The sequence below is a fragment of the Sphingomonas psychrotolerans genome (genome assembly GCF_002796605.1).
GTDB lineage: Bacteria > Pseudomonadota > Alphaproteobacteria > Sphingomonadales > Sphingomonadaceae > Sphingomonas > Sphingomonas psychrotolerans.
Map to the genome: position 1 here is coordinate 3,634,848 of NZ_CP024923.1, position 22,039 is coordinate 3,656,886.

The following is a 22,039-nucleotide window of genomic DNA, read 5'->3' on the forward strand; positions in this document are numbered from 1 at the left end:
CCGTCTAATGCGCCGGGGACGGCCCAACACGCCACAAGCTGAGCCGCGGCTGCCGGTCCCGTTCTGATTCCGGCAGCCGCTGCTCGACGCCGGCCAAGGCGAGCAATTTGCCCGGATCATAGTCCCCGCGCACGAGCGTGAAGACGCGTCCGTCCCGCACCAGCATCGCACGCGCCGCAGCGGCGTCGACTCGCGGTGCGGAGACGAGGCCGTCGGCCCAACGATCCGGTCCTCCAGCAGGCCGGTCGACGATCACCATGCGAAGGCCAGGCCCGTTGGCGGCTAGATAATGTTGCGCCGCAACGCCCATCGCATCCCCTTGCACCATCACGATGGCGTGCGGATCCATGCGTGCGATCGTGGCAAGCTGCTGCGGCCAGGCTTCGATCTCGCGCTCCGGAAGCGAGCGAAGCACCGCGCCGGCCTGTAGTGCCACTACCAGCAGCAGCAGTCCCAGTCGCATCGATCGCGAGAGCCCGGCAAGCGCCACCGCCAGCAGCACCAACACCGGCCCCGAAGCCCAGAACAGAGTTCGGGGAAGAAATACCGGCAGCGCCTGGCTAAGCGCACAAAGCAGTAGCGGCGCGGCAATCGCCAGGGCTGCGAGCAGCACTATCGCCGGCCGCCGATCGCGCGCGGCAAACCATGCCATGCCGCCCAACGCGGCCAGCGCAAGCAAAGGGGCTATCGCGACCTTCTCGGTGGCGGAATAGAGCGGGAGGTAGATCACCGCAGTGATTTCCAGCGCCGAGATCATGTCGGGTCGAGTAATCCAGCCGAACGCCGCGCCTCCGGCTTGCGCCTGGCCAAGGCTGATCCATGCCCACCAGCTCCACAGCAATGCCACAACCGCGTTCGCCGCCAACCAGCGCAGAAGCGACGGCAAGTCGCGCCGCAATAGCCAGACCATCGCGAGATTGGCCAGCGCGACGAACACCACCATCGTCGTATGCGAATAGAGCGCCGCCAGTGCGGCAAGGACATAGCCGATAAGCGGTCCTAACCGCGCTCTCTCCAGATAGGCTCGCATCGCCACGCAGCCGAACAGCGCCGCCGTCTGCGCCAGGATATAGCCGCGCACCTCTTGGGAGAAATCGACATGTGCCGCCGAAAGGGCGAACAGCAGCGCCGCGAGCAGACCCGCGCGCACGCCGCCGATCCGCCGCGCGAGCCACCACGCCGCGCCGATGCCCGCGGTGCCGATCAGCGTCGACAGCGTCTGCACCGCAAGGTCGCTTTCGCCGAACACCGCCATCCAGCCCTTGAGCAATGTGTAGTAAAGCGGCGGATTGGTCTCGCGCGCCATCCAGCCGCTCCACAACAGTTCCAGCGGCTGGTGCGCGAGTGTGACCGCGGCGATCTCGTCGAACCACAAGGAATAGCCCGCGGTGGCAAGGCGCAGCCCCGCGGCGAATAGCAAAATGGGGATGACGAGCAGGTCGGCGCGGCGCCAGTCCGCTTTTGCAGCGTTCCGCATCAAAACCGCTATCCTCCCATCCCGACCTTGCTGTCGCGGCGGGCGCGCACAGCGTCAAGCGGTTCCGCCTGCCGGACTCGCCTGCCAAGACCCAGGTGGTGAACGCATAAACGCAGAATGACTCAATCTATGGACATTAGCGGCGCTTGAATCCGTCGGTGTGCTCGATAGGCTGGGTTCATGGAACACGTGTATCTTTTGCATCACGTTCGTGAAGACGACGAATATCGAGAAGATGCCAAGCTTATTGGCGTCTATCGAAGCCATGCCAGCGCGAAACACGCGATAGATCGACTGTCATCACAGCCGGGCTTCAGGGATTATCCTGCTGGCTTCGAGATCGGTAAATACGCTCTGGACCAGGACCATTGGGAGGAGGGGTTCGTTCGGCTGATCGGCATCCTGATCCCGATCGAAAAAGGAGGAGCAAAGTCGTGGTGTGCGGTTAAATCTGAGTTACTCGCCGATGGCCGGTTCGAGGTAATCGGACCGATGCCCGATGACGAGATCTGGCGCTACCCACCCGGGACCATCGTACATTGCGAAGTTCAGCAGCGCGAAGATGGCGACGCGCTTGTCGCGGTTTCTCGCGCCTAGATTTACGGACGATCGCTTCCTGCACGCCCGGTCACTCGCGATTTATGAATCTAAGGGCTAGACGATGAGGATGTCCCTTTTCTCTGGCAAATCCATCCTCGTCACCGGCGCTGCTTCCGGCATCGGCCTCGCCGTGGCGCGCTATTGCGCCGATCAGGGGGCGGCACGGCTGATCCTCGTCGACCGCGACTCGATTCCCGCCGACTTCGCGCACGAGGCCGTGGCCGGCGACGTGCGCGACGAGGCGTTATGGGATGCGCTCGATCTGACCGGGCTCGATCATGCCGTGGTCAATGCGGGCGTCGCCGGCGCGGGCGCGATCGCCGAGCTCAGCCTCGAGGCGTGGCGGCACATCCTCTCGATCAATCTCGACGGCGCGTTCCTGACGCTGCGCGCCGCGATGCGCGCGATGCGGGGGCGCGGCGGATCGATCGTGCTCACTGCCTCGGCGGCTGGCGTAAAGGCCGAACCCGGCGTCGCCGCCTACGGCACGTCCAAAGCGGCGCTGATCCACCTCGCCAAGGTCGCCGCGAAGGAAGGCGCGCCGCAGCGCATCCGGGTCAACGCCATCGCACCCGCGGGCGTCGAGACCCCGGTATGGGACGCGATCCCGATGTTCGCGGAACGCGCCGCCGAGGTCGGCCGCGATGCTGCCTTTGCCGAAATGGCCGCCATCGCCACCCCGCTCGGCCGCTATGCCAAACCCGAGGAGATCGCCCGTCAGATCGGCTTCCTCCTCTCCGAGCAGAGCGCTTTGGTGACCGGCACGACTTTGCTCAGCGACGGTGGCTACACGCTCTAGCCCGGCATGCGCGCCACCAGCGCCGCGTCGCGCATCCCGCGCCAAACGCGCAGCGCCTGCGCGGTTTCGAACACGTCATGGACGCGGAGCAATTGCGCGCCCAATTCGGCGCCCTTGAGCGCCACTGCGAGCGAACCGCCGAGCCGCGCCTCGGCCGGCGCTTCGTTGGAGAGCGCGCCGATCATCCGCTTGCGGCTGGCGCCGAGCACGATCCCGCAGCCGATCCCGTGGAAGAGCGCGAGCCCGTTGAGCAACGCGAGATTGTCGGCGAGCGACTTGCCGAAGCCGATGCCCGGGTCGATCAGCACGCGCTCGCGCGCAATCCCGCGGGCGACCACTTCGTCGACGCGGCGCTCGAGCCAGTCATAGACCTCGACCAGCACGTCGCCATAATTGCCCCCGTCATGGCCGGTCTTCGCGGGATCGGGCGAATGCATCAGGACTACCGGGCACCCCGCCTTCACCGCCACGTCGAGGGCGCGATCGTCATAGAGCAGAGCCGAGACGTCGTTGATCAGATGCGCGCCCGCGGCGAGCGCTGCTTCCATCACCGCCGCCTTGCGCGTGTCGATCGACACCGCCGCGCCGCTGCGCGCCAGCCGCTCGATTACGGGAACCACGCGCGCGATCTCGTCGCCTTCCCACACCGCCGCCGCGCCCGGCCGGGTCGATTCGCCGCCGACATCGACGATCGCGCCCCCCGCGACGGTCATGTCGACGCCGACCTGCGCCGCCGCGGCGGGCTCGCCGACATGCTTGCCGCCATCAGAGAAGCTGTCCGGGGTGACGTTGAGGATGCCCATCACCTGCGGCTGATCGAGGCGGACGATGCGCTCGCCGAGCTTGAGCGGCGCGCGCGGCGCCGAGACGCGCGCGGCGAGCGCGTACAGGCGCTCGTCGTTGGGGAGATCGGCGACCGGGATGGTCTGCTGCAGCACACGCCGCCCATCCTGCGCCGCGATCAGCTCATAGGCCGCAAACCAGCCGAGCCCGCCCGCGAGCCGCGCCACCTCGCCATCCCGCCCGACCGGGGTGTCGGCGAAATGAACCGGACGCAAATAGAGCCGGGCGGTGGCGGGAAGATCGATCACGACACCTCCAGGAATGGCAAAGTTGACACGAGATTGACACTATCGACGTCATTTTCCCGTTCTGTATCAATCGCTTGGCGCTAGGCGCTGCGCGTGAACCAAGCAGGCCAAATCCTACATTGCAACCCTAATCACGGTTGCGTCGCCAGCAACCAGGTCTGGCGCAGCGCGTCGATCGGCTTGAGTGCGCCTTCGTCCTCGAAATGCCAGTATGACCAGCCGTTGCACGACGGCGCATTCTGCAGCGTCGCGCCGAGCTTGTGGATCGAGCCCGCGGCATCGCCGCATTTGAGCGATCCGTCGGCGCCGACCACCGCGCGGTGGCGCCGCTTCGAATCGGTGAGCACGGTGCCCGGCGCCAGATAGCCGTTCTCGACCAGCTGGCCAAACGCGACCCGCGGCGCCGCTTTGGGGGCCTGCATCGTGGTCAGTGCCGATTCGTCGAGCGGCAGCGCCGCGTCGATCCGCGCCTGCGCCGCCTCGACATAGACGCCTTCGCGATCGATCCCGATCCACCGGCGGCCGAGCCGCTTGGCGACCGCGCCGGTGGTGCCGGTGCCGAAGAACGGGTCGAGGACGACGTCGCCCTTCTTGGTACTCGCCAGCAGGATCCGGTAGAGCAGGGCTTCGGGCTTCTGGGTCGGATGGACCTTGTAGCCGTCCTTCTTGAGCCGCTCCTGCCCGCCGCAGATCGGGAATTCCCAGTCGCTGCGCATCTGTAGCTCGTCGTTGAGCGTCTTCATGCTGCGATAATTGAAAGTGTAGCGCGCCTTCTCGCCCTTCGCCGCCCAGATCAGGGTCTCGTGCGCGTTGGTGAAGCGGGTGCCCTTGAAATTGGGCATCGGATTGGCCTTGCGCCAGATGATGTCGTTGAGGATCCAGAAGCCGAGATCCTGGATCGCCGAACCCACCTTGAATATGTTGTGATAGCTGCCGATCACCCAGATCGAGCCGTCGTCCTTGAGGATCCGGCGCGCCTCGGCCAGCCATTCGCGGGTGAACTTGTCGTAAGCGGCGAGGCTGTCGAACTTGTCCCATTCGTCGGTGACGGCGTCGACATGGCTGCCATCGGGGCGATTGAGGTCGCCGCCGAGCTGCAGATTATAGGGCGGATCGGCGAAGATCAGGTCGATCGACTTGGGCGGAAGCGCCTTCATCGCCGCGATGCAATCGCCCCGCAGGATGGTGTCGAGCGGCAGCACCGGCACCGGCTCCGCAGCCGTGCGGCCCCGCACGTTCACCTTTTCCAACACCCCCATTCACTCAACTCCCTTGCCCGAACCCCCGTATTCGCGGGTCACGGAGTCCGTCGTCAAGCAAACATTGGTTAACGAAAATGCCTTCTAAAGCACTAACGCCACAGAACATTTGGGCATCCGACCAGATGTTGAGTCAAGAAGTTATCCACAGGCGCAAGCGCTGGTGGTGTGGCACGAAAGACTCAGTTTTCGGGACGGGGGTGAATTTAGCCAACCCGTGCTCCGGCAAGGCCGGAGCGCTGGCGGCAAGCGACCCGCCAGAGGCCAGAGCTCCGGCCTTCGCCGGAGCACAAAGTGATTCGGGTGCCTCATCTCCTCAGACTCCTGCTTTCGCAGGAGCACGGGCAAGGGTCGCTGCCGTCAGGCGGCGGTGCCACCCACCGTCAGCCCCTCGACCAGCAAGCTTGGTTGACCGACGCCCGCGGGGACCGACTGCCCGCCCTTGCCGCACATTCCCACGCCTTCATCGAGCGCGAAGTCGTTGCCGATCCCGGTTACCCGCGTGAGCACCGACGGCCCGTCGCCGATCAACGTCGCTCCCTTGATCGGGCGGCCCAGCTTGCCGTTCTCGATCCGATAGGCCTCGGTGCACGAGAAGACGAACTTGCCCGAGACGATGTCGACCTGCCCGCCGCCGAAGCTCTTGGCATAAATGCCCTTCTTCACCCGGGACATCAGCTCGGCGGGATCGTCCTTGCCGGCCTTCATGAAGGTGTTGGTCATCCGCGGCATCGGCGCGTGTTGGAACGATTCGCGGCGACCGTTGCCGGTGGGCTCGACGCCCATCAGCCGCGCATTGAGGCGATCCTGCATATAGCCCTTGAGGATGCCGTCCTCGATCAGGATCGTCTCGCGCGTCGGCGTGCCTTCGTCGTCGATCGACAGCGATCCGCGCCGATCCATCAGCGAGCCGTCGTCGACCACGGTGACGCCCGGCGCGGCGACGCGCTCGCCGATCCGGCCGGAAAAGGCGCTGGTGCCCTTGCGGTTGAAATCGCCCTCGAGCCCGTGGCCGACCGCCTCATGGAGCAGCACCCCCGGCCAGCCGGGGCCGCACAGCACCGTCATGTCGCCGGCGGGCGCGTCCTCTGCGTCGAGATTGACCAGCGCCTGGGCCAGCGCCTCGTCGATCGCCCGGTTCCACGTCGCGGGCTCGAACAACCGGTCGTAGAGCGTGCGCCCGCCGGTGCCGAAGCTGCCGGTCTCGCGGCGACCGTTGGTTTCGACCACGACCGACACGTTGAGCCGGACGAGCGGGCGGACATCGGTGGCGATGAAGCCGTCGGGGCGGACGATCTCGACCACGCCCCACGATCCGGTGAGCCCCACGGATACCTGCACCACGCGGCTGTCGCGTGCCCGGGCGGCAGCGTCGATCGTCTGGCACAGATTCACTTTGTCGGCGAAAGGCACCAGGTCGAGCGGATCCTTGTCGGTGTAGAGATGGCGGTTATTGCCCTGCGGCGGGGCGGCCTTGCCGGCCTTGCCCGGCTCGATCAGCGTCATCGTCTCGGCGGCGCGCCGGATCGCTTGCGCGCTGATCTCGTTGGCGTGCGCGAACGCCGTGGTCTCGCCCGAGACTGCGCGCAGCCCGAAGCCCGACTGGGTGTCGAAGCTCGCGGTTTTCAGCCGCCCGTCGTCGAAGCCGAACGCCTCGGTCTTGCGATATTGGAGATAGAGCTCGCCATCCTCGGCATTCGCCAGCGCATCGGCGGTCAGCCGGGTGGCGGTTTCGGGATCAAGCTCGCGATAGAGATAGGCGCGGGGATCGGAGGGAATCGGCATACCTCCGATATAGGCGCGTCAGACGCTCGCGCCAGCCGGATGATCGGGCAATTGGCTCTGGTCGGCGCCGTCGGCGGGTCCGCCGATCAGCACGAAGCGGCGATCACAATAGCCGCAATCGACATAGCCGTGCTCGTCGATCTGCAGGAACACGCGCGGATGGCCAAGCGCGGCAGGCACGCCGGGGCCGCTGCCGTCGCAGGCAATGCGGGCGTGGCTGGTGCGGATCGTTTCGGGCAAAGGCGCGGTCATGACTCGCCGATAGCAAGGCCGAAGCGCCCCTTCAATTCCTTCGTCACCCCGGCCTTGTGCCGGGGTCCACTTGTCCGCGAGCGGGAAGAGGGAAGGCTCGATGGACTCACCCAGCCGCATAGTGGACCCCGGCACAAGGCCGGGGTGACGGGATATACTTGGCGAGCTCCGCCCCGCGGCTTAGAGCGCTCCCCATGACTCAGGCCGCGATCGAGATCGACAATCTCTGCAAAACGTACACCGGCGGCAAGCGCGCGCTCGACGGCGTGAGCTTCGAGGTGCCGCGCGGGCAGATCTTCGGGCTGCTGGGGCCGAACGGCGCGGGCAAGTCGACGCTGATCAACATCCTCGCCGGGCTGGTCAACAAGACCGCGGGCCGCGCGACGATCTGGGGCTTCGACGTCGACGCGCATCCGCGCAACGCCAAGGCGAGTATCGGCATCGTCAATCAGGAGATCACCTTCGATCCGTTCTTCACCCCGCGCGAGACGCTCGAGATCCAGGCGGGGCTGTACGGCGTTCCCAAAGCGCAGCGCGATCCGATGGGGCTGCTGCGCGCGGTGCATCTCGAGGACAAGGCCGACGCCTATTCGCGCACGCTCTCGGGCGGCATGAAAAGGCGGCTGATGGTCGCCAAGGCGATGGTCCATTCGCCGCCCGTCCTCGTGCTCGACGAGCCGACCGCGGGAGTCGATGTCGAGCTCCGCCAGCAGCTCTGGGCCTATGTGAAGGCGCTGAACGCCCGCGGCATCACGGTAGTGCTCACCACGCACTATCTCGAGGAAGCCGAGCAGCTCTGCGACCGGATCGCGATCATCAACCACGGCAAATTGATCGCCAACAAGCCGACCCGCGAGCTGGTCGGGATGGCGCAGGAGAAAGTGGTCGAAGTCACCGTCGACCGCGACGTGCCGGTGCTGCCCGAAAATGCCTGTTTCCTGAAGATCGAGCTGAAGGCCGAGCGGACCTTGGTGATCACTTATCGCAAGGACCAGGCGAATGCCGGCGAAGTGCTCGGCGCGGTGCAAAGCGGCGGCTACGGCATCGTCGACGTCTCGACCCGCGAGGCCGATCTGGAGGACGTGTTCCTCAATTTGACTCGGGCAAGTGCCTGAACCAGCGGAAGAGACGATGGCAAACGACCCCCACATCTCCGAAATCCTCGTCATCGGCTCGGGCGCGGCGGGGCTCACCGCGGCGCTCAATCTCGCGGCGCGCTTCAAGGTCACCGTGCTCGCCAAGGGGGCGCTCAACGAAGGCTCCACGGCCTGGGCACAGGGCGGGATCGCCGCGGTGCTCGAGCCCGGCGACACTTTCGAGAACCATGTCGAGGATACGATGGTCGCCGGTGCCGGGCTCAACGATCGTGCCACGGTGGAGATGGTGGTCGAGAACGCTCCCGCGGCGATCGAGCGGCTGGCCAGGCTCGGCGTGCCGTTCAACACCGACAAGGGCTCGCTGCATCTGACTCGCGAAGGCGGGCACAGCCATCGCCGAATCGTCCATGTCGACGACGCGACCGGCTGGGCGGTGCAGGAGGCCTTGCTCAAGGCCGCCCGCGCCAACCCCAACATCACCCTCGTACCCGATATGGTGGTGATCGACCTCGCCACCAGCCGGCACGAAGAGCGCTATTCGGGCGCGGGCAATGTCTGGGGGGTCTACGCCTTCAATCGCGCGACCAACCGCGTCGAATTGTTCACTGCCAACGCCACTGTGCTGGCGACCGGCGGCGCGGGCCGCACCTATCTGTTCTCGACCGCACCCAAGGGCGCGACCGGCGACGGCATCGCGATGGCGTGGCGCGCCGGCTGCCGCATCTCCAACATGGAGTTCATGCAGTTCCACCCGACTTGCCTCTACAATCTCGAGGTCAAGAATTTCCTGATCACCGAGGCGGTGCGCGGCGAGGGCGGCCAGCTCAAGATCCCCGGCACCGGTTACCGCTTCATGCCCGATTTCGACCCGCGGCTGGAACTCGCGCCGCGCGACGTGGTGGCACGCGCGATCGATCACGAGATCAAGCGCCTCGGGCTCGATTACGTCCATCTCGACATCAGCCACATGGGCGCGGATTTCGTGAAGCAGCACTTCCCGACGATCCACGCCCGGCTGCTCGACTTGGACATCGACATGACCCGCGAGCCGATCCCGGTGGTGCCCGCGCAGCATTATACCTGCGGCGGGGTGGTGGTCGATCGTGACGGGCGCACCGATTTACCCAATCTCTACGCGGCGGGCGAAGTCAGCCAGTCGGGGCTGCACGGCGCCAATCGCCTCGCCTCCAATTCGCTGCTCGAATGCTTCGTGTTCGGCGAGGCGGTGGCCAACCACATCGCCGCGAATTGGAGCGATCTCCCCCCGCCCCCGCCGATCCGGCAATGGGACGAGAGTCGCGTCACCGATTCGGACGAGGAAGTGGTGATCAAGCAGAACTGGACAGAGATCCGGCGCTTCATGTGGAATTACGTCGGCATCGTCCGCTCGACCAAGCGGCTCGAGCGCGCCGCGCACCGCATCCAGATGCTGCGCGGCGAAGTGAACGACTATTACGGCCATTTCCGCGTGACCGGCGATCTGATCGAATTGCGCAACCTGCTCGAGAGCGCGGACCTGATCGTCCGCTCGGCGCTCCACCGCAAGGAGAGCCGCGGGCTGCATTACACGCTCGATTATCCCGACACACTCGACATCGCCGCCGATACCATCCTGGTGCCCTGACGCGGCTTCCGGAAACGCCATCTGATCCCGCGCGTTGATGGCGAATGGGCGCGCAAGTTTCCTCTCCTTTCACGATTCGTCGCTATCGTTACCGGATTCGTCGCATCGCGCGGCGATCGGGCTTTGATGCGAGTCGAGTTCGCCACATGTTAAAGGGGGCGCAAAGGGTTGCATTCGTGAAGAATTTCAAGAGTTTCTCGAAAGTCGAGCGGGCATTGACCGTCGCGGGCCTGGGTCCCGCGATGTTGCTCGGTTGCGCAGTGCACGATGATACCCAGCTCGCCGCCTATCTGCCGGCGCCCAGCTACAGCGTGCTGATGCCCTTTCCCGCTGCGGTCGCCGCCCCGGCAAAGCCGCGCCCGCCGGCGCCGCTCGGCCTCGTTACGTCGATCGACAATATCACGCGCAACTTCAACGGGCTGGTTGGCGTCGCGGTGACCAGCATCGACGATGGCTGGACGGCGAGCAACGTCACCGCCAGCCGCCCGATGCCCCAGCAGAGCGTCAGCAAGCTCTGGGTGGCGATGGCGGTGCTCGACGCAGTCGATCGCGGCACGGTGCGGCTCGACGATCCGCTGACCATCACGCGCTCGGACTTCACTTTGTTCCACCAGCCGATCGCGGCTCTGGTCAAGGGCGATGCCGGCTACACCACTACCGTGGGCGAGATCATGCGCCGCGCGATGCAGCTGAGCGACAACACCTGCAACGACAAGTTGCTGCGCCTCGTCGGTGGGCCGCAGGCGGTGCGCGACTTCATCTACCGCAAACAGCTTGGGACGATCCGTTTCGGCCCCGGCGAGAGATTGCTCCAGGCGGGCACCGCGGGGTTGCAATGGCGGCCCGAATATTCGACCGGCAATGCCTTCGCGGTCGCGCGCTCGCGGCTCTCCCCCGACGTCCGGCGCGCGGCGTTCGAAGCCTATGTCAAGGATCCGCCCGACGGGGCCGCGGCGGCATCGATCGCCGATGCGCTGGCCCGGCTGCACCGTGGCGAGCTGCTTTCGGCCAGCTCGACCAATTGGCTGCTCGCCACCATGGGCGGCGCCAAGACCGGCAAGGCGCGCGTGCGCGGCGCGGTTCCGCCAGGCTGGCTCTATGGCCACAAGACCGGCACCGGCCAGGATCTCGGCGGGCGTACCGCGGGCTTCAACGATGTCGGTATCCTGACGGCGCCGGACGGCCGGTCTTATGCCGTCGCAGTGATGATCGGCGATACTTCGCGGCCGATCCGCGAGCGCCAGCTGCTGATGCAGGCAGTGGGGAGCGCGATCGTCGCGCATCACCAGCCCTCGGGTTCGTCCTTCATGACCGGCGGCCGACCGTAACGCTGACCGTCTCGCCCATTTCACCCGTAATCCCGCCGAAAGCCGGGATTCGTGCCGCGCGCCGGCGCTTGCCGCCCGAGGTCCCGGCTTTCGCCCGGATGACGAATTAGAGCGCAAGCAGCGGGGGGCGTCGCGTAGCGTCCCCGACTAGTCCCTCGCCATGACCGATATCGACTGGACCGCCGCCGCAGAGGCACTCGACACCAATGGCTGGGCAGTGCTGCCCAAGCTTCTCGACCCCGACATCTGCGAGCGGATTGCGGTGCTCTACGACGCCCCCGAACATTTCCGCAGCCACGTGATCATGGCGCGCCATGGCTTCGGCCGCGGCGAATATCGCTATTTCGCCTATCCGCTGCCCGAAACCGTGCAGGCGCTCCGGACCCGGCTTTATCCCCCGCTCGCCGCGATCGCCAATCGCTGGCACCTCCGCATGGGGCTCGACCGGCGCTTCCCCGCGTCGCACGCCGGCTGGCTCGCCGAATGCCACGCCGCCGGCCAGACCCGGCCGACGCCGCTGCTGCTGCGCTACGGCCCGGGCGACTATAATTGCCTGCACCAGGATCTGTACGGCGCACACGTCTTCCCGCTCCAGCTCGCGGTGCTGCTCTCGGCGCCGACACGCGATTTCGCGGGCGGTGAGTTCGTCCTCACCGAACAGCGCCCCCGGATGCAGTCGCGCGCCGCGGTGGTGCCGCTGACGCAGGGCGATGCAGTGGTGTTCGCGGTCAATCAGCGGCCGGTGCGCGGCGGCAAGGGTGACTACCGCGTGACGATGCGCCACGGGGTCAGCGCGGTCCATATCGGGCGGCGGCACACGCTGGGAATCATCTTTCACGACGCGCAGTGAAGCGGAGGCTTTGCCCGGCCCCGCGGCTCGGCTATCCCCGCGACGATGCCCCATCTCTATCTCGTCGACGGCTCCGGCTATATCTTCCGCGCCTATCACCGGCTGCCCCCGCTCACCAACAAGCACAATGAGCCGGTTGGCGCGGTTTATGGCTATACGACGATGCTGTGGAAGCTCGTTGACGAGCTCAACAAGGCCGACGGCCCCACCCACATGGCGGTGATCCTCGACAAGAGCGAGCACACTTTCCGCAACGAAATGTACGACCAATACAAGGCGCATCGCCCGCCCGCGCCCGAGGATCTGGTTCCGCAGTTCCCGATGATACGCGACGCCACCCGCGCTTTCTCGCTGCCGTGCATCGAGGAACTGGGCTGGGAGGCGGACGACCTGATTGCCTCCTACACCAAGGCCGCGCTGGCGCAGGGCTGGTCGGTCACCATCGTCAGCTCGGACAAGGATCTGATGCAGCTGATGACCGATCCGTCGGTCGACATGCTCGATACGATGAACAATCGCCGGCTCGGGCCTGCGGACACCGAGGCGAAGTTCGGCGTCGGCCCCGAAAAGCTCGGCGAAGTGCTCGCGTTGATGGGCGACAGCGTCGACAATGTCCCCGGCGTACCCGGGGTGGGGCCGAAGACCGCGGCCAAGCTGATCCTCGAGCATGGCGATGTCGAAGCGGTGCTCGCCGCCGCGCCAGGGATGAAGCCGGGCAAGTTGCGCGACAATCTGATCGAGCATGCCGATATGGCGCGGCTTTCGCGCAAACTGGTCGAGCTGGCCTGTGACGTGCCTTTGCCCGATCCGCTCGACGAGCTCGAACTCAAGGGCATTCCCGACGCGCCGCTGCGCGCGTTCCTCGAGCATCACGGTTTCCGCACTCTGCTCAATCGCCTCTCGGCCGTGGCCGATGCCCCGGTCCACACGCAGGAAGCGCCTGGCTTCGAGGAGGACCCCCCCTGCGAGCATGACGGCTATGAGACCGTCGTTACCGAGGCGGATCTCGACCGCTGGATCGCCGAGGCCACGCACCAAGGCTGGGTCGCCGTGGATACCGAGACCACCGGGCTCGACGCGACGCGCGCGGGAATGTGCGGGATCAGCCTCGCGCTGGCCCCGAACAAGGCGTGCTATATCCCGATCGCGCATGGCGGCAGCGACATGTTCGCCGAGAAGCCGGTCCAGCTCGATGCCGAGCTGGCACTGGCCAGGCTCAAGCCGCTGCTCGAGGACCCGGCGGTGCTCAAGATCGGGCACAATCTGAAGTACGACATGATCATGTTCGCGCGCCGCGGGATCACCGTCGCGCCCTATGACGACACGATCGTGATGAGCTTCGATCTCGACGCCGGGCTCCACGGCCACGGCATGGACGAGCTCGCCGCGACGCATCTCTCGCACAGCTGCATCGCGTACAAGGACGTGGTCGGGACGGGCAAGAAGCAGCTCGGCTTCCACGAAGTCGATCTGCGCGCGGCGACACGCTACGCCGCCGAGGATGCCGACGTCACGCTGCGGCTGTGGCGGCGGTTCAAGCCGCGGCTGGCCTATGAGAGCGTGACCAGCGTCTATGAAATGGTGGACCGGCCGCTGGTCTCGGTGATCGCGGGGATGGAGCGGGCAGGGGTCAAGGTCGACGCGCAAGTGCTGGCCCGCCTCTCGGACGAATTCTCGAAGCAGATCGCCAGCCTCGAAGGCGAAATCCACGCCATCGCCGGGTTCAAGTTCACCATCGGCAGCCCCAAGCAATTAGGGGACGTGCTGTTCGACAAGATGGGGATCAAGGGCGGCCGCAAGGGCAAGTCCGGAGTCTATTCGACCGACGTCAACGAGCTCGAGCGGATCGCCGCGGACAAGGATTCGCCGGGCCGCGAAATGGTGGTCAAGGTGCTCGACTGGCGCCAGCTGTCCAAGCTCAAATCGACCTATACCGATTCGCTGCAGGCGCAGATCAATCCGGAAACGGGGCGCGTCCACACCAGCTATTCGCTGACCGGCGCGCAAACCGGGCGGCTCTCTTCGACCGATCCCAATCTCCAGAACATTCCGATCCGCACCGAAGTGGGCAGACAAATCCGGGACGCATTCGTCGCCGAACCCGGCAATTTGATCCTCGCCGCCGATTATTCGCAGATCGAATTGCGCCTCGCCGCGCACATCGCGGACGTGCCGGCGCTGCGCACGGCGTTCGAAAATGGCGACGACATCCATTCGATGACTGCGATGGAGCTGTTCGGCGAAGTCAATCGCGACACCCGCGGGCGCGCCAAGACGATCAACTTCGCGATCCTCTACGGCATCTCGCGCTGGGGACTCGCCGGCCGGCTCGACGTCACCGCCGATGAGGCGCAGGACATGATCAACCGCTATTTCGAGCGTTTCCCGGGGATCAATTCCTATATCGTCTCGACGCTCGAGGAGGTCCGCGCCAGGGGCTACACCACGACCTTGTTCGGCCGGAAGACGCATTTCCCGCGGATCAAATCGAGCGTCCAGCACGAACGGCAGGGCGCAGAGCGCGCCGCGATCAACGCCCCGATCCAGGGCACCAGCGCCGACATCATCAAGCGGGCGATGGCGCGGATGGGGCCGGCATTGCGTGACGCCGGGCTGCCGGGCGTCCGGATGCTGATGCAGGTGCACGACGAACTCGTCTTCGAGCTGCCCGAGGGCGATGTGGCGGCGGCGAAGCCGGTGATCGAGCGGGTGATGGCCACTGCCGCCGAACCGGCGATCAAGCTCACCGTCCCGCTCGGCGTCGAGATCGGGGTTGGGCCGAGCTGGGGCGCGGCGCATTGAGCGAAGCCGCGTCCACCGACGACATCAACGCCCTCGCCAAGGGCGGCCGGACCAACATCCTCGGCTTCCTGCTGCGGCTCGCTGCGCGGCTGCCGTTCCTGTTCATCGCCGGGCGCGCTTATGGCCCCGACATCGTCGGGCGCTACGCGATCGCAGTGCTGGTGATCGAAGTCGCGGCGCTGCTTGCCACGCTCGGGCTCAAGCGCGGGCTGGCACAGGCTCTGGCCTCGACCGAACGACCACATGCGCATGTCGTATGGGATGCAGTGCTGGTCGCACTGATCGCCTCGGCGATCGCCAGCGCGGTGCTGATCGCCTTCCCCCAGGCGATGTATCCCAACAGCCAGGTCATGGGTCTCGAGCGGCTGCTGCCGCTCGTCGTATTCGCGGTGGCGGTTTCCGACGTCACGCTCGCCGCGCTCGCTTATCGCCACAATATCCGCGCCTCGGTGACCGCGCGTGCGATCGTTGAGCCGTGGACGATCAGCATCGCGGCGTGGGGCTTCTCCTATGTCTCGTCGCGCGACGGGCTGATGTACGCTTATGTGCTGTCGATGCTCGCCGCGCTCGCCGCGTCGGTACTACCCTTTGTTCGCGAATATGGCGTGCCGCGGGGCTGGCATCCGCGGGTGTCCGATATCGTCACGCTGGCGCGTCGCAACGCCCCGCTCGCCGGGGCCGACGCGATCGAATGGGGCACCCGCAACGTCGATCGCTTCATCCTCGCCTTGCTGTTCAGCCCGGCGGTGGTCGGCATTTATTACATGGCGCAGCAGGTCGCCTCGATCCCGCAGCGGCTGAAGTCCAGCTTCGATCCGATCCTCGCGCCCGTGGTCACCCACAGCCTCGCTGAAAATGACCGCAAGTCGGTCGCCAAACAGGTTCGCCAGGTCGGCTTCTGGATCGTCAGCGCGCAGGCCGCGTGCCTCGTCGTCTTCGGGATTCCCGCCGAGGGCGTGATGGGGCTGATCGGCCCGGAATTCGTCGTCGGCGCAGGCGCGATGTGCATCCTGCTCGTCGCCGAAGTGCTCGCCTCGACCGGCGCGGTATGCGAGACGGGCCTGATCTATGTCGCGCGTCACCGCAATCTGGTGATCTCGCTCGCGGTGCTGCTGCTCCAGATCGCGTTGAGCTTCGCCTTCGTCGTTTTCGCGCGGGCGCAGGGCTGGTCCGAGCCGGTGCAGGCGGCCGGCCCGGCGGCGGCGCTCGCCGTGTCGCTGACGATCGGCTCGGCGGCCAAGGCGATCATGCTGCGGCACATGCTCGGCGCGCCGGTGGTCAGCATCCGGCCGAGCTTCTTCGTCGCGATCGGCGCGGCGGCTTTGGTCGGCGCGGCGTTCATGTCGCTGCCGCACCATTATGAATGGGCCGAGCTGAGCCTCGGCATGCCGGCCATCCTCGTCACCTTCCTGTTCGTGATGATCAAGTTCGGCTTCGGGCCGGAGGACCGGTCACTGTTTCGCAAAACGCCTGCAGACGAAGCGACGCTGCCTGCCGAGGAGAAGCTTTAGGAACGCGCGAGTCCTCATCCGCGTAAGAGGCGACAACCTACAGCCCCAGCGCGACCCGTATCGGGGCCCAATCCACCAGTTTGAAGTTCTGCGCGCCGCCTTCGTTGACGTCGTCCTGAACCACCACGAGCCCGCTGCGATAGGGCCCGATCGCCCCGGTCCACGCATCGAGGCCGTCGGTCCCCGTCACTGCGTCGACTCCGCCTGCCGCGGCAACCCGAAAGCGCCCGATATAGCGCTCCGCACCCGACGCGCCGCTGACGTCCCAGACGGCAAAGGCGCTGTCGCCTTGGCTCGACACGAGCAGCAAGGTCCGTCCGCCGTCGTGGATCAGCGTGGTGCCCTCGACATCGGCGATCAGCCGCCCGTCGCCGATGTCCGCGACCAACGTCCGCGTGCCTGCTGCACTGCGTAGCGGATAGCGCCAGACGCCCTTCAACTCCTCGCCGATATAGAGCGTGCCGGTCGCATCATCGATCGTGCAGCCCTCCGACTGCGATCCCACCGCATAGCGCCGTCGCTCGGTCCCGCTCAGGCCGTCCGGCCCGGTTGCCAGCGCATATTCGCGCACCGCTCCGTCCTTGGCGATCAACACTGCGATCAATGTGCCGTCCAGCCGGCCCATGCAGAAGCCATAGGGCTCGATCACGTCGGACTTGATGAACCCCGCCGGCGTCAGTTGCCCCGCGCCGGTGAAGCGATAGAGCGCCACGCCCATCCGCCCGCGGTCCGAAGCGCCGGCGATGAAGCCGTCGCCGTCGCCGCGCAAATCGACATTGTTGAGCAGCCCCTCGGGCAGGAACTGGAGCGACTGGCCGTCGAGCCCGAAGACATAGAGCCCGGCTTTCTTGTCGGTGCCGAGGATGATGCCGTCCTGATGCTTGCCGGCGAAGTCCAGCCCGCCCGCCCGGGTCCAGATCGCGGGATCGTCGGCAGCGTCGGCCAGCTGGGTCGCCACCGCCACGGTCTCGCCGCTAGCCGGCACCTCGACGGTCGGCGCCGACGCCACGGTCGGTGCCGCGACCGGCTGCGGGGCTGTGGCCGGCGTGCAACCGGCCAAAAGAAATGCCGCCGTAACGAAATTGTAGCCGAGCTTTCCCCGCATCTTCACATCCGTCCTGTTGAGCGCCCCGGGAGCGGGGGTCGACGACCCCTTTGTAAGGGGAAAATGACATGATTGTTTCGCACCTGTTGCGCGGGTCGGCGCTGGCGGCGCTCGCAAGCCTGCTCGCCGCCGCGCCGGCGCACGCCCAGGACAGTGGCCAGCCGGTCGCCGAGGCGCAGCCCGAAGCCGAGCAGCGCGCCAACGAGATCCTCGTCACCGGCGAGATCTTCTTCCGCAATCGCACCGCCGACACCAATCCGGTGCTCTCCTATGATCTCGAATATTTCCAGAAGTTCGAGCCGGTGTCGGTCGGCGAGATGCTCAAGCGGGTCCCCGGCGCGACCTTCACGTCCGACGTGCTCGAATATGACCAGGTCCAGTTCCGCGGCCTGCCCGGCGGCTTCACCAACGTGTTGATCAACGGCCGCCGCGCGCCGGGCGGCGAGAGCGACGGCAGCTTTTTCGTCGATCGCATCCCCGCCGAACTGGTCGAGCGGATCGAGATCGTCCGCGCGCCGCGCCCCGATCAACCGAGCGACGGCATCGCCGGGACGCTCAACGTGGTCACCAAGGAAGCGGCGTCGTTCGAGGGGGGCTTCCTCAAGGCGGGCGCTTTGCTAAACACCCGCGACGGCGTGATCCGCCCCAGCGGCGCGCTGGCCTATGCCGGCAAGATCGATGCGGCGACCGATTACTGGGTGGCGCTCAACTATCAGAAGCGCCGCAATCCAAAGAAGAAGGTCTCGTACCGCTTCGACGATGAGGCGACCACGGACGACAAGCGCTTCCCCGGCGATCCCGCGCAGAGCAATTACGTCACCGATCCCGAGTTCAACAATTTCGAGGCGCAGAGCGACACGCGCGACGGCACCGATTTCTCGGGCAATGCCGAGATCACGCGTGAATTCGCCAGCGGCGGCCGTATCCGGTTGAACGGCCTGTTCGTCGATACCGACCGTAAGGAAACCGAAGTCTCGCAGACCTATGATGGCGCGGACCTCGACTATGAGGAACTCGCTACGCAGGTCGAGGACATCAACCAGCGGACCTGGTCGGTCGGCGCCGATCTGCGCCTGCCGCTCGGCGGGTTCGAGCTCGGAGTGGCGGCGGGCTGGAATGCCTACAAGGAAAACACCGATGCAGTCGAAATCAGCGAGGAATTTCCCGACCCCGCCGAAACCGACGAGTCGAGCATCGACATCGACGACAAGGAATGGACCGGCACGATCTACGGCGCGTTCGGCCCGGACGGTGGGGTCAAGGTCAAGATCGGCTCGGACCTGCTGTTCAAGACGCGCGACGGCCTCAACGACGGCACCTTCCTCAGCGGCAGTTTCCGCATCCGGGAAGACCGCTATTCGCCTTATGTCCGTCTGAGCTACGAAGCCGGTCCGCTCAGCATCGACGGCGGCGTGCGCTACGAGATCACGCGCCGGAAAATTGCCGCGGAATCGCTTCCGGGCGCGGTTTCCTATGACGACGAATTGCTCAACCCCTCGCTTAGCCTGCGCTATGCGGCGGGTGCAGGGCAGTTCCGCGCCTCCGTCGCACGCACCATCCGCCGGCCCGACTACGACCTGCTCTCACCGGTCACCGACGAGGGTCCGGGCGACGACGACGTCACCACCGGCAACCCGTCGCTCCGCAACCAGCGCGCATGGGGCGTCGATGTCGGCTACGAGCATCGCATCGGCGGCAGCGGCATCGCCGGGGTCAATTTCTTCTATCGCGACATCAGCGACCTGATCGAGCTGGTCTCGCTTGGCGAAAATCCCGACAATGACGATGGCCGCGCGTTCATCCCGCAGAATGTCGGCGACGGCAAGGCATGGGGCGTCGAGTTCGATCTGTCGGCGCCGCTGACGCTGTTCGGCATGCCCGACACCGGCATATTCGCGAACTACACCTATCTCGACAGCGAGACGACCGACCCCTTCACCGGGGAGAAGCGCCGGTTCAACAACCAGCCGCGTCACGTCTACAATCTCGGCGTCATCCACAATCTGCGCAGCGCCGGGGTGAGCTTCGGCACGACGATCTCGGGGCGCAGCGCGGCCACCGAGAGCAATTTCGATGAGACCGTGCGGCTGCGCTACGATCCCGATCTCGAAGCGTTCGTCGAAAAGCGCTTCGGGCAGAATTTCGTCGTCCGCCTTTCGGCGCAGAATCTGCTCGATCGCGTGAAGTACGAGGATTTCCGCAAATATGACGGCGATTCGCTCGAGGAGATCCTCGAGAACCGCGCCGCCGGCGATCTCGACGAATATGAAATCGAGCGCGAGCATTCGGGCCCGCTGGTCCAGCTGACGCTGCGCGCCGCCTTCTGATCAGGAGAAGCGCCGCTCCCCATGGGGCGGCGCTTTTTCAGTAAGCGCGGGCGACCGCGAATTCGACGGCTTCGACCATTGCGTCCTTCGCCGCACCCGGCGCGAACCCGCCGAGCGCGTCGATCGCGCGCTGGCCGTAATGGCGGGCGCGGGCGAGCGTATCGTCTACCGCGCGGCTGGCGCGGACCAGCGAAATCGCCTCGGCGAAATCGGCGTCGGTGACCCGGCGGCCGGAGATGGCTTCCTTCCAGAAGCCCCGCGCCGCCTCGTCGCCGCGCGCATAAGCGAGGATCACCGGCAGGGTCATCTTGCCCTCGCGGAAATCGTCGCCGGCATCCTTGCCCATCGTCGAGGCGTCCGAGACATAATCGATCGCATCGTCGACCAATTGGAAGGCGATGCCGAGATTGCGGCCATAAGTGTCGAGCGCGGTCTCTTCCGCCTCCGAACGCTCGGCGACCACCGCGGCGATCCGGCACGCGGCGGCGAACAATGCCGCGGTCTTCGCGCCGATGATGTCGAGATAGCGCTCTTCGGAGATGTCGAGCCGGCGCACCGCAGTAAGCTGGTTGACCTCGCCCTCGGCGATCACCGCGCTGGCGTTCGACAGGATCTTGAGCACCTTGAGGCTGCCGTCCTCGACCATCAGCTCGAAACTGCGCGAGAACAGGAAATCGCCGACCAGCACGCTCGCCGGATTGCCCCAGATGATGTTGGCGGTCCGTTTGCCGCGCCGCAGGTCCGACGAATCGACCACATCGTCGTGCAGCAGGGTGGCGGTGTGGATGAACTCGACCGCCGCAGCGAGCTTGTGGTGCCGCGCTCCGGAATAGCCGAGCAGCCGCGTGCTCGCCAGCGTCAGCATCGGCCGCATCCTCTTTCCGCCGCCCGCGATCAGATGCCCCGCGAGCTCGGGGATCAGCGGAATATCCGACTGCATGCGATCGAGGATGACCGCGTTCACCAGATTGAGGTCGTGCGCCACCAGTTGCAGCATCGGTTCCAGCGACGGCTCGGGTTTTTGCCCCAGGCGATGGATGGTAGCGCTCATTGCCGGGGCTCTGGCGCGTGGCGGCGGCAAAGGCAAGGCTTGCGTAGCGTCGCGCCGCAGGCAAAGAGGCCGTCATGCCCGACGAGACGCTCAACCGCTTCCGCCAGAGCATCGACAATATCGATGCCGCACTGATCCACATGCTCGCCGAGCGCTTCAAGATCACGCAGGCGGTCGGTGCCTACAAGGCCACTCACAGCCTGCCTCCGGCCGACCCCACGCGCGAGGAGGCGCAGATCGCCCGGCTGCGCGCGCTGGCCAAGGACGCCGATCTCGATCCCGAATTCTCCGAGAAGTTCCTGCGCTTCATCATCGACGAAGTGATTCGCCACCACGAGCGGCTGCGCGACCAGATATGACCCCCCGGGTCCCCGCCTGCCTGGCCGCGCTCGCGGCATTGCTCGCCGGCTGCAATGCCGTGCCGGACAAGCCAAATCCCGCTCCCACCCATAAGGCCAGGCCCAGGGCTGTCGCGAGCCCGGCGCCCCGCTCTCCCGCCGAACGACTCGCAGATGCGCTGCGCGTCGTGCCACCCGGCGACGGCCGCTATACGTTCGGCAAGGACGACAAACTCCTCGACACACCGTTCGGTCCGGTGCTGCTCCGCCACGGGCATGCCCCTGATGCGGGCCATCCGGAGGGCGGCGTGATCGCGGCTTACTATCTGCGCGAGCAGCAGGGTCGCTTCGAACTCGCCAGGGCGTATCCCGAAGCGGCGATGAGCGGCAGCTTCGGCGATCTCGCCAAATGGTCTGTCTCGGACAAGTTCGCGACGCTGCCGGTGCTGGTGGTCGAGGGCGGCGGGACGTGGCAGGGCTGCACCGTCAGCGACACCGATCTGATCGAGCTGCGCCCGACCGGACCCGCGAGCCTCGCAAGCATCACCACCATTTTCGACGATAGCGGGATGGAACAGGACAATCCGCAATCGCTGACCGGCAGCTTGACCGATATCGTCCGCGACCGCAGCTTCACCGTGCGCTATCAGGGAACCCGATCGTTCGCCGAACGATACGTTCGGCGTGGCGACCGCTTCGTCCTCGAGGGCGGCGAGAGCCAAATTCCCGGCTGCTGACCAAGG

General features: G+C 66.1%; 18 protein-coding genes. 11 read left to right on the forward strand and 7 right to left on the reverse strand.

Annotated features, from left to right (window positions below):
- Positions 1-4 precede the first annotated feature (4 nt).
- Entirely contained in the window at positions 5-1,477 is a 1,473-nt protein-coding gene (locus CVN68_RS16615; protein WP_100283190.1) for a glycosyltransferase family 39 protein, read from the reverse strand.
- A gap of 180 nt (positions 1,478-1,657) precedes the next feature.
- On the opposite strand from CVN68_RS16615, the gene CVN68_RS23705 reads away from it, so the two are divergent.
- Positions 1,658-2,074 (forward strand): DUF7336 domain-containing protein, encoded by a 417-nt coding sequence (locus CVN68_RS23705; protein WP_199560110.1) that lies wholly within the window; start codon positions 1,658-1,660, stop codon positions 2,072-2,074.
- A 70-nt stretch (positions 2,075-2,144) separates the two neighbouring features.
- On the forward strand, positions 2,145-2,876 hold the full coding sequence (locus tag CVN68_RS16625; RefSeq protein WP_407695514.1) for an SDR family NAD(P)-dependent oxidoreductase: 732 nt from the start codon (positions 2,145-2,147) through the stop codon (positions 2,874-2,876).
- On the opposite strand, the gene folP is transcribed toward CVN68_RS16625, so the two are convergent.
- The 4 genes from folP to CVN68_RS16645 form a co-directional block, all read right to left on the reverse strand.
- The gene (gene folP / locus CVN68_RS16630; protein ID WP_100283192.1) at positions 2,873-3,967 is read right to left on the reverse strand and encodes a dihydropteroate synthase; all 1,095 of its coding nucleotides are present in this window, start codon (positions 3,965-3,967) and stop codon (positions 2,873-2,875) included. The genes CVN68_RS16625 and folP overlap by 4 nt on opposite strands.
- A gap of 131 nt (positions 3,968-4,098) precedes the next feature.
- Positions 4,099-5,226 (reverse strand): site-specific DNA-methyltransferase, encoded by a 1,128-nt coding sequence (locus tag CVN68_RS16635; RefSeq protein WP_100283193.1) that lies wholly within the window; start codon positions 5,224-5,226, stop codon positions 4,099-4,101.
- A 360-nt stretch (positions 5,227-5,586) separates the two neighbouring features.
- The gene (gene tldD, locus CVN68_RS16640; protein ID WP_100283194.1) at positions 5,587-7,011 is read right to left on the reverse strand and encodes a metalloprotease TldD; all 1,425 of its coding nucleotides are present in this window, start codon (positions 7,009-7,011) and stop codon (positions 5,587-5,589) included.
- A gap of 18 nt (positions 7,012-7,029) precedes the next feature.
- Positions 7,030-7,263: a zinc-finger domain-containing protein gene (locus CVN68_RS16645; protein WP_100283195.1), complete on the reverse strand. Its 234-nt coding sequence runs from the start codon at positions 7,261-7,263 to the stop codon at positions 7,030-7,032.
- A 194-nt stretch (positions 7,264-7,457) separates the two neighbouring features.
- Between CVN68_RS16645 and CVN68_RS16650 the strand changes: the two genes are divergently transcribed.
- From CVN68_RS16650 to CVN68_RS16675, 6 genes are all read left to right on the forward strand, one after another.
- Positions 7,458-8,378: an ABC transporter ATP-binding protein gene (locus CVN68_RS16650; RefSeq protein ID WP_100283196.1), complete on the forward strand. Its 921-nt coding sequence runs from the start codon at positions 7,458-7,460 to the stop codon at positions 8,376-8,378.
- Between the two features lie 16 nt (positions 8,379-8,394).
- Entirely contained in the window at positions 8,395-9,984 is a 1,590-nt protein-coding gene (gene nadB / locus CVN68_RS16655; RefSeq protein ID WP_100283197.1) for an L-aspartate oxidase, read from the forward strand.
- A gap of 242 nt (positions 9,985-10,226) precedes the next feature.
- On the forward strand, positions 10,227-11,312 hold the full coding sequence (locus tag CVN68_RS16660; RefSeq protein ID WP_100284475.1) for a serine hydrolase: 1,086 nt from the start codon (positions 10,227-10,229) through the stop codon (positions 11,310-11,312).
- Positions 11,313-11,472: 160 nt separating this feature from the next.
- The gene (locus CVN68_RS16665) at positions 11,473-12,162 is read left to right on the forward strand and encodes a 2OG-Fe(II) oxygenase (RefSeq protein WP_100283198.1); all 690 of its coding nucleotides are present in this window, start codon (positions 11,473-11,475) and stop codon (positions 12,160-12,162) included.
- 45 nt (positions 12,163-12,207) lie between these two features.
- Positions 12,208-14,964, forward strand: a complete 2,757-nt coding sequence (polA, locus tag CVN68_RS16670) for a DNA polymerase I (RefSeq protein WP_100283199.1) — start codon at positions 12,208-12,210, stop codon at positions 14,962-14,964.
- On the forward strand, positions 14,961-16,475 hold the full coding sequence (locus CVN68_RS16675; RefSeq protein ID WP_100283200.1) for a lipopolysaccharide biosynthesis protein: 1,515 nt from the start codon (positions 14,961-14,963) through the stop codon (positions 16,473-16,475). The genes polA and CVN68_RS16675 overlap by 4 nt, the downstream gene beginning before the upstream one ends.
- A gap of 37 nt (positions 16,476-16,512) precedes the next feature.
- On the opposite strand, the gene CVN68_RS16680 is transcribed toward CVN68_RS16675, so the two are convergent.
- Positions 16,513-17,580: a phytase gene (locus tag CVN68_RS16680; RefSeq protein WP_100284476.1), complete on the reverse strand. Its 1,068-nt coding sequence runs from the start codon at positions 17,578-17,580 to the stop codon at positions 16,513-16,515.
- 68 nt (positions 17,581-17,648) lie between these two features.
- On the opposite strand from CVN68_RS16680, the gene CVN68_RS16685 reads away from it, so the two are divergent.
- Positions 17,649-19,907 carry a TonB-dependent receptor plug domain-containing protein gene (locus tag CVN68_RS16685; protein WP_100283201.1) on the forward strand — a complete coding sequence of 753 codons (2,259 nt, stop codon included), beginning with the start codon at positions 17,649-17,651 and terminating at the stop codon, positions 19,905-19,907.
- Between the two features lie 37 nt (positions 19,908-19,944).
- Here CVN68_RS16685 and CVN68_RS16690 read toward each other — a convergent pair whose 3' ends face one another.
- Positions 19,945-20,958, reverse strand: coding sequence for a polyprenyl synthetase family protein (locus CVN68_RS16690; RefSeq protein ID WP_100283202.1), 1,014 nt, complete (start codon positions 20,956-20,958; stop codon positions 19,945-19,947).
- Between the two features lie 74 nt (positions 20,959-21,032).
- Between CVN68_RS16690 and CVN68_RS16695 the strand changes: the two genes are divergently transcribed.
- Together CVN68_RS16695 and CVN68_RS16700 are read left to right on the forward strand one after the other, a co-directional pair.
- Positions 21,033-21,317, forward strand: coding sequence for a chorismate mutase (locus CVN68_RS16695; RefSeq protein WP_100283203.1), 285 nt, complete (start codon positions 21,033-21,035; stop codon positions 21,315-21,317).
- Entirely contained in the window at positions 21,314-22,033 is a 720-nt protein-coding gene (locus tag CVN68_RS16700) for a hypothetical protein (RefSeq protein ID WP_100283204.1), read from the forward strand. The genes CVN68_RS16695 and CVN68_RS16700 overlap by 4 nt, the downstream gene beginning before the upstream one ends.
- Positions 22,034-22,039 lie beyond the last annotated feature (6 nt).